An 8369-nucleotide genomic window follows, 5' to 3' on the forward strand; every position below is an offset into this window, starting at 1 on the left:
CGTCCGGGATCTAGGGCACTGCCTCCACGGCCGCATCGACCGGCCAGTCCAGCAGCGTGTCGATGAACAGCTGCCGCACGCGCGCGATGTCGGCGTCCATGTGCTGCGGATCCCAGCCGCTCACATCGATCGGTGCCAGGACCGCCACATCCACCGTGCCCTTGCGCACGATCGCCGAATTCCGCCAGGCGATTTCGCCGGAGTTGCGGATGACGAGCGGAATGATCGGCACCCCGGCCTCGATCGCGATATGGAAGGCGCCCTTCTTGAAGGGGCCGATCCGCGGCGTCATCGAGCGTGTGCCCTCCGGCGCCACCACGAGCGAGAGCCCGCCACGCAGGGTGTCGACGACCGGTTCCAGCGCCGCCTTCGCACTCGTGGTGTCGGAGCGATCGATGAAGGTGGCCTCGGCGAATCGCAACAGCGGGCCGAAGACCGGGTTGGTGGTGACCTCCTTCTTCACCACAGCGGTGAATCCCGAACGCAGCACCGCGGCCAGCACCACCATGTCGAACTGGCTCTGGTGATTGAACAGGAAGACGGCCGGACGCGGCTGCCGGGCATGCTCGGCGCCCACCACCCGCACCCGTACGCCCGTGGTGCGCAGGGTGGTGTCGGCGGCGGTGGCGATCATGGCGTCGGCCATCACCCGGTGGCGGCGGGTGGCAGCGCGGGAGGCGACCCCGAAGGCGGCGCCGCTGAGCAGCCCGGTGAAACCGACTGCGGTACGGGCGAAGTCGGTGACGCGGGCCGGTTCCCGCGGCTTGAAGGTGAGGGTCGGCCAGTCGCGTTCACCGGCGGTCATGGACATGCGCGGTCCCGGATTGACCGCGACCGGATGGCCGACGGTTTCCATCAGTGGGATATCGGGGGCCGCGTCGGCATAGGCGTAGCTGTCGGCGGGATCGATATCGTGTTCGGCGGCGAAGCGCCGCACCGCCGCGGCCTTCTCGTTGCGCCACAGCGGTTTTCCCTCGGTGAAGCCGGTGAGGACGCCGTCGGCGGTGGCCATCGCGGTGTAGAGCACGTGGTTCACCCCGAGTTCCCGGGCCACCGGTAGCACCTGGAAACGGGTGAGGCTGGTGACCATCACCACCGTGTGCCCGGCCGCCTCGTGCTCCCGGACGAGTTGCCACGCTTCGGGATACACGTGCCCGTAGACGGTGCTGCGGAACAGTTGTTCGCCGAGTTCGGTGAGCTCTTCCTCGGTGCGGCCCGCCCACACCCGGGCGAGGCGCTGCAGGAAGCGCTCGTACTCACCCTCGGTCCGCGAACCGCGAATGCTGTACAGCAGCGTGTCGGTCAGCGCTCGGCGCGAGTCGCGTCCGCGCAGCAGGCGCAGCGGTGCGGCGGCGGGGGCGAAGCCCGCGACCACCGTTCCGCCGAAGTCGAATACGGCCGCCACTCGCGGGCCCTGTGGCCCGGTCCGGATGGCGGAAATCGCTTCGGAAAGGTTCACACTGTCCCCTGCGGTGCGCGGTTGGACGGATCGAGAGCGGCCGCACGGGAGATGCGAGCGCCGATGGTGCGCAGTTCGTCGGCCAGCTCGCGGCGACGCCGCGCGAGATCCGGGGTGCCGGGATCGAGCAGACCGTAGTTCTCGGCGAGTTTCACCGCGCTGGAGAACAATTCGGACGATACCGATTCGGTGCTGTGCAGTCGCTGCTGCAGCAGCATCTGGCGTCCGACGGCCAGGCATTCGTCGATGAACTGTTTGCGGTCCAGCGGTGCGGCCGGATCGGCGGCGGCCAGGCGCTCGGCCACCACGAGCTGGGCATCGAAGAACGAGCGCACCACGCGGTGCGCCATGATGAATCCCGAATCGGCCAGCGCGCAGACCAGTTCCGCGGCGCTGCCGCGCTGCTCCCAATCGCGGTCCAGCAGAAGCAATTCCGCGCTCATCGCGGCGGCGAATTCGATCCGGTCAGGGAAGAAGAATTCGAATTTGAGCAGATCGCGCAGCCGGTAGGCGGCATCCCAGATGACCTCTATGCCGGGTGCGGCGCCGGCCTGTTCATCGGCCACCTCCAGAATCGCCAATTCCAGAATCGCCCGGTTCACGAACCAGTGCACGGCGCTGTTGCGATAGAACGCCGCTTCCAGATGGGCGCCGGCCTCGATCGAATACACCGGTTCCAGCCCGCCCCGGTACACCGTCACCACTCTGGCCAGCGACAGCTGTTCCAGGATCGCCGCCAAACCCTGATCGTCGCGCAGCGTATCCAACTCGCCGGTCGGCAGCGCGCGCCGCTCGATGTAACCGCGGACCGGCTCCAGCGTCTGGCGCACCTCGCCGAGGGTGAGTGCGCGCTCGTGCACGCCGAGCAGGGCCAGGGTCACCAGCGCGTTGACCGTGACCGGAGTGACCGCGTTGATGCCGACAGCCACCTCGAAGGCCAAGCGCTGTACGGCTTTGCGCTGCCGATCGGACACCTCCTCCGGATCCGGGGCGAGCGAGTCCGCGATCGGCTGCATCGGATCGCCGTAGGCGGCCAGCCGGTCGCGCGCCGAGAGCGGTGCGCCGAAACGGACGTAGACGCGCCCGGCGGAATGTTGCTGGCTGCGGATGTAGCGGGCCAGCCAGGTCAGTCCCTCGGGCTTCTTGACGCCGCCGACCTGTTCGGTCGCAATGGATCCCAATTCGTTGAGCCGCTCGTAGGTGATCGACACCGGCACCAGCATCACATCGTCGATGCGCCGCGAACGGATGGCCGAGGCCAGGTAGTTCAGGAGTCCGAACCGGGGCGGGCGCAACTTTCCCGTACGGGTGCGCCCACCCTCGAAGTACCACTCCAGATTGAAGCGTTTGGCGAGCAGATAGGCGAAGTACTCCTCGACCACGGCCTTGTAGATCTCGTCGTCGCCGAAGCTGCGGCGAATGAAGACGGTGCCGGTGCGGCGCGCGATCGGCCCCATCGGCCAGAAGCTGAGATTGGCGCCGCCGATCACGTGGTTGGGAGGAAAGTCGTTGCGCGCCAGCGCGTCACCGAGGACGAAGGCATCGACATAGGAGCGATGCGAGGGCAGGAACACCAGCGGGTAGTTGCGATTGAGGCGCCGCAGCGCCGCGAGCCCCGACCGGTCGCAGTCGATCTTCCAGGCCGAGGCGTGCACCGGCCGCATCGCCTGGGTGAACAGATCCGAGATCAGCCGGCTCTGCGCGGCCACGAGTTCGCGCAGCGCCTTCTCGGCCCGGCGGTACACCTCGCGCGGTTCGGTTCCGGTTTCGGTGGCGATCGTGTCGAGGCGGCGCAGGAAGTCTGGGGAGTCGAGAATCTCCTCGACCACCATCCGCGGAACCTTGTACCGGTCGCCGATCACCGATCGTTCGGCGCGTTCCAGCGCCACCGTGCCCGCACGGACGATCGCCCGCGCGAACGGTTCCGAACTCTCGGCGGCCCCGGGGTTGTTCGCGCGCAGATCGCTGAGCCGTGCGGGCTGTCCGGTGAGAATGAGATGCCGGTCGGGCGCCTTGTCCACCAGCCGGCGCTGCAGCAGCCGGTGCGGCCGGCGCGGATTGCTCAGCAGCGCCAGATCGGCGAAGGTGATGCGCCGCACGCCGTCTCGTTCGGGCGGCAGCCACAGCACCCGGATCGGGATCACCAGCGGGTCGTCGCGGCGGCCGACGAGCCGGGCGGCGATGGCGGTGGCGTCCAGGTCGATCTGCGTGACGGGAGCGTCGATTCCGAGTTCGGCGGCGATCCCGCCCTCGGCGAGCCAGCCGCCGATCAATTCGCGTTCCACCGGCGACACCGCGTCGACCAGGGCGACGGCCGAGCGCGGCAGATCCTTCGGAGTACTCGGAGCCGGATTGCCGGCAGCGTGATCGATCATGGCGGGCCCCTCCTCGACGGCGCTCCACCATTCAAGCTCGCGGAGGCATATTCGGCAGGAAGTTGACCATGACGCTCGCAAAGCGATTCCGATGTGTGCTCCGGCACAATACCGAAAAGGACAGGTAATGCTAACCTCACCTCTTGTAGTTAGGTAAGCATAACCTTGGAGGAACGGTGTCGACCACGGACGAGCGGGTGCGAAACGGTTACGGGGACGATCCGGGGGCGACGGGGCAGCTGGCAATGGGGACGGAGGTTACGGGCACGGCGTCGGCGATCGCACCCGCCGACGCCATGGCGGCGCTCGCCGCGGCCGACCGATTCGGCGAGTACGTCGGTTACGAGGGGCCCGACGGCTGGGTGTTCGCCGCCGATCCGATCGGCAGCATCGAATTGGACTCCGGCGAACTGCGTGTCGAATGGGAGGGCCGCGCCACCGTCGAGCCGTGGCAGGGCCGCCCGGCCGCCGTGATCGACGCGGCGCTGGCCGCGCTGCCGCTGCGGGGTCGCAACGCCTATGGCTGGATCGGATTCGAATTCTGCGCCTGGGCGCTGGGCGCCGATGCGCACGTTCCGGCCCGAACCACCCTCGCGCACCTGATGATTCCGCGCATCGAGGTGCGCATCGACGCCTCCGGCGTGCGGGTGTCCGGTGCGACGCCCCGCGAGACCGCGGAGATCCACGAACTGATCGCGCAGGCGAGTGCGACACCTCCGGCGTCGGCGCGGCCGGTGGATGTCACCATCGATCCCACCGACTATCGCGGCCGGGTCGCCGAGGCGGTCGACGAGATCGGGGCCGGGCGGTATCAGAAGGTGATCCTGTCGCGAAAGGTGGATCTGCCCTTCCCTGTCGACGTTCCGCAGACCTATCGGCTCGGGCGCGCCAGCAACACGCCCGCGCGCTCGTTCCTGTTGCGACTGGGCGGCCTGGAGGCGGCCGGATTCAGTCCCGAGCTGGTGGCCTCGGTCGACCGCCACCGGGTCGTGACCACCGAGCCGCTGGCCGGCACCCGCGCCTTCGGACGCGGCGAGACGGCCGATGCGGCCGCGCGCGAAGAGTTGGTGGGTGATCCGAAAGAAATCGTCGAGCACGCCATTTCGGTGCAGACCTCGTTCGGCGAGATCGCCGCGGTGGCCGAGCCGGGCAGCACCGCCGTCTCCGATTTCATGGCGGTGCGCGAACGCGGGAGTGTGCAACATCTGGCCTCCACCGTGCGAGGCACCCTCGCCGAGGGCAAGAGCGCCTGGGATGCGCTGGAAATGCTGTTCCCCTCGGTGACCGCCTCCGGTATCCCCAAGCGCACCGGCGTGGACGCGGTGTTCCGTCTCGACCACGACGCCCGCGGCCTGTATTCCGGTGCGGTGGTGACCGTTTCGCCGGGCGGTGCGCTGGAGGCCACGCTGGTGCTGCGGGCGATCTACCAGACCACGGAGGGCGCCTGGCTGCGTGCCGGAGCCGGCATCGTCTCCCAGTCGCGCCCGGAGCGCGAATTCACCGAGACCTGCGAAAAGCTGGGCAGCATAGCGCCTTACGTCGTCGAAGCCCGATAGAACGAGCCCGGCGGTGACTTCCCGCCGGGCTTTCTCGTACCGGAGGGGCCGTGGGGCGAGAGTTCGGTACGGCGGTCAGGTTCGGTTCGGTGCGGTCGCGGTCTGCGTGTCGTAGCGGGCCCGCAGCACCTTCTTGTCGATCTTGCCGACGGCGGTGAACGGCAGCGCGTCGGCCTGTTCGAGAAGGTCGGGCAGTTTGTAGGTCGCCAGGCCGCGAGCGGTGAGGAATTCCTTGATCTCGACCAGGCTCGGCATCTCGCCGTCGATCACCAGGACGGCACAGACCTTTTCGCCGAGGGCCGCGTCGGGCAGTCCGACCGCGGCCGCGTGCCGGACCGCGGGATGGGCCAGCAGGTGTTCCTCGAGTTCGTCGCAGGAGACGTTCTCGCCGCCGCGGTTGATCACATCCTTGATCCGGCCCGAGACGATCAGATGCCCGCTCGGCAGTTGCCGCACCAGATCACCGCTGCGGTAGTAGCCGTCGGGGGTGATGGCGCGGGAATTGTGTTCCGGCGCACGGTAATAGCCGCGAATGGTGTACGGACCACGGGTGAGCAGTTCGCCCTCCTCACCGGGTGTGACGTCGTTACCCTCGCCGTCGACCACGCGGACCTCGTCGGCGGGGGAGACTGGGCGGCCCTGGGAGATCAGAATCGTTTCCTCGGCATCGTCGAGGCGGGTGTAGTTGATCAGTCCCTCGGCCATGCCGAACACCTGCTGCAGGGTCGCGCCCAGGGCCGGAGTCACCTCGCGGGCATTGACCTCGGCCAATTTCGCGCCACCGACCTGCAGCAGCCGCAGGCTGGACAGGTCGGCCTCCTCCCATTCCACCGCGGCACACCACAATTGGGCCAACGGCGGGACCACCGCCGTCACGGTGACGCCGTGGCGTTCGATGGTCGCGAACGCGTTCTCCGGGCTCGGGTCGGCCAGCATGACGACCGACGCGCCCGCGGCGACCGCGCCCAGAATGCCCGGGCAGGAGAGCGGAAAGTTGTGTGCGGCGGGCAGTGTCGCCATGTACACATCGTCGGAGGTCAGTGCGCAGATCTCGGCGCCGGCGCGGGCGTTGTAGTGGTAGTCGTCGTGGGTGCGGGCGATGAGTTTCGGCAGGCCGGTAGTGCCGCCGGAAACGAGCATGACCGCGATACCGGACGCATCGACTTCCGGCAGCAAATCGCCTTCGCGCGCAACCGTTCTCAGATCGACGTAGTCGCCTGCATCACCGAGTACGAAGATCGTGCGCAACGACGGCACCCGCGCGGCCACCGCGGCCGCCAGTTCGCGGTAGTCGAAGTCGCCGACCTTGTCGGCGACGATGTAGCCGGCGGCCCCCGACAGCCGGGTCAGATGTTCGATCTCGGCCTGCCGATGCGCCGGCAGGGCCAGTACGGGCACGATCCCGGCGCGCAGCAGCCCGAACAGCACCTCCACGAATTCGGTCACATTGGGCAGTTGAACCACCACGCGGTCGCCGGGCTCGAGTCCGGAGGCGAGCAGCCCGTGGGCCGTGCGATCGGCGCGGCGATCGAGTTCGGCATAGTCGATCGGTCCGCTCTCGGTGTGCAGGGCGGGACGCCGGGGCCCGCCGCGGGCGGCGTCGCGCAGCAACTCGCCCAGCGGTTCGCCGCGCCAGTAGCCCGCGGCCCGATAACTTTCGGCGAATTCGGCCGGAAACGGTACGAAACCGTCGAGCAGGTCCTGCTGGGCGGGGGATATCGAAGTCACGGGTATCGCCTCACGGGTCGAGCTGCGCAGTGTCGAGCTGCCTTAGATAGGTTAGGCAACCCTATATTAGGTGAGTCGTATCGCGTCACGGGCGGCCCGAAACGCCACGGCCCGGCTCGCGACAACAGCGCGGAGCGGCCGGTGCCCGCCTAGACTCGTGCGGGTGAGCGGTTGGAACATCTCCGATATTCCGGACCAGAGCGGTCGCACGATCATCGTGACCGGCGCGAACAGCGGACTGGGCGCGGCCACCACCAGGGCCCTGGCGCAGGCCGGTGCGCAGGTGATCATGGCCTGCCGCGACGAGGTGAAGGCCCGGGCGGTCGCCGACACCATCGGCGAACGGGTGCAGGTGCGCAGGCTCGACCTGGCCGACCTGTCCTCGATTCGCGAATTCGCGCGCACGATCGAGGGCGCCGATGTGCTGATCAACAACGCCGGCGTGATGGCCCTGCCGCTGCGCCGCACCGCCGACGGCTTCGAAATGCAGTTCGGCACCAACCATCTCGGCCATTTCGCGCTGACCGGACTGCTGCTCGACAAGATCTCCGATCGCGTCGTCACGGTATCCAGCGGCGCCCATATGATCGGCCGTATCGACCTCGCCGATCCGAACTACCAGCATCGGCGCTACGAGCGCTGGCGCGCCTACGGTCAGTCGAAACTGGCGAATCTGATGTTTGCCTACGAACTCCAGCGCCGCCTGTCCGCGGCCGGCTCGCCGAAGGTCTCGGTCGCGGCCCATCCCGGCTACGCCAGCACCGAACTGCAATCGCATACCGAGTCGTTCCTGGACGCGATCATGGCCCTGGGCAACCGGATTCTCGCTCAGTCGGCCGAAATGGGCGCGCTACCAAGTCTTTACGCCGCCACCGCGAAGGTCGAACCCGGCGCGTTCTACGGCCCGACCCACCTCGGCGGCCTGCGTGGTTATCCCGAGCGCTGCGGCTCCTCGGCCGCCTCCCGCGACGAGGTCACCGCCCGCCGCCTCTGGGACCTGTCCGAACAACTCACCGACGTGACCTACTCGTTCGCCCGCCGCTGAGCCACTTCGAATCGATGTGACCGGCATCACTTTCGCGGATGTCACACCGGATGGGTGCTGCGCCGTCATCTCTGTGTAGCGACGCCGCGAAGTGCGGCTCACTGTGTACAGGAGGAATCTCAATGAGGTTGTCAAGTCCTACTGGTGATTTCCGGGTTTGCTGATGGGGTCAGGTTGCGGGGGCGGGCTGGTAGGTCTTGTGGTCG

The 8369-nt window shown here is 68.1% G+C and carries 5 protein-coding genes; 2 read left to right on the forward strand and 3 right to left on the reverse strand.

The features are described from left to right. Window positions 1-10: 10 nt before the first annotated feature. Together IG65_RS0125450 and IG65_RS0125455 are read right to left on the reverse strand one after the other, a co-directional pair. On the reverse strand, window positions 11-1459 hold the full coding sequence (locus IG65_RS0125450) for an HAD-IB family hydrolase (RefSeq protein ID WP_030517476.1): 1449 nt from the start codon (window positions 1457-1459) through the stop codon (window positions 11-13). Continuing rightward, window positions 1456-3834 (reverse strand): glycerol-3-phosphate 1-O-acyltransferase, encoded by a 2379-nt coding sequence (locus IG65_RS0125455; protein WP_030517477.1) that lies wholly within the window; start codon window positions 3832-3834, stop codon window positions 1456-1458. The genes IG65_RS0125450 and IG65_RS0125455 overlap by 4 nt, the downstream gene beginning before the upstream one ends. A gap of 176 nt (window positions 3835-4010) precedes the next feature. On the opposite strand from IG65_RS0125455, the gene IG65_RS0125460 reads away from it, so the two are divergent. After that, window positions 4011-5390 (forward strand): salicylate synthase, encoded by a 1380-nt coding sequence (locus tag IG65_RS0125460; RefSeq protein WP_369801588.1) that lies wholly within the window; start codon window positions 4011-4013, stop codon window positions 5388-5390. Window positions 5391-5465: 75 nt separating this feature from the next. Here IG65_RS0125460 and IG65_RS0125465 read toward each other — a convergent pair whose 3' ends face one another. Beyond that, window positions 5466-7118, reverse strand: coding sequence for a (2,3-dihydroxybenzoyl)adenylate synthase (locus IG65_RS0125465; protein ID WP_051756844.1), 1653 nt, complete (start codon window positions 7116-7118; stop codon window positions 5466-5468). 163 nt (window positions 7119-7281) lie between these two features. On the opposite strand from IG65_RS0125465, the gene IG65_RS0125470 reads away from it, so the two are divergent. Next, window positions 7282-8163 carry an oxidoreductase gene (locus tag IG65_RS0125470; protein WP_030517480.1) on the forward strand — a complete coding sequence of 294 codons (882 nt, stop codon included), beginning with the start codon at window positions 7282-7284 and terminating at the stop codon, window positions 8161-8163. Window positions 8164-8369 lie beyond the last annotated feature (206 nt).

The organism is Nocardia sp. NRRL WC-3656, from assembly GCF_000720265.1.
In the GTDB taxonomy this organism is placed as follows: Bacteria; Actinomycetota; Actinomycetes; order Mycobacteriales; family Mycobacteriaceae; genus Nocardia; species Nocardia nova.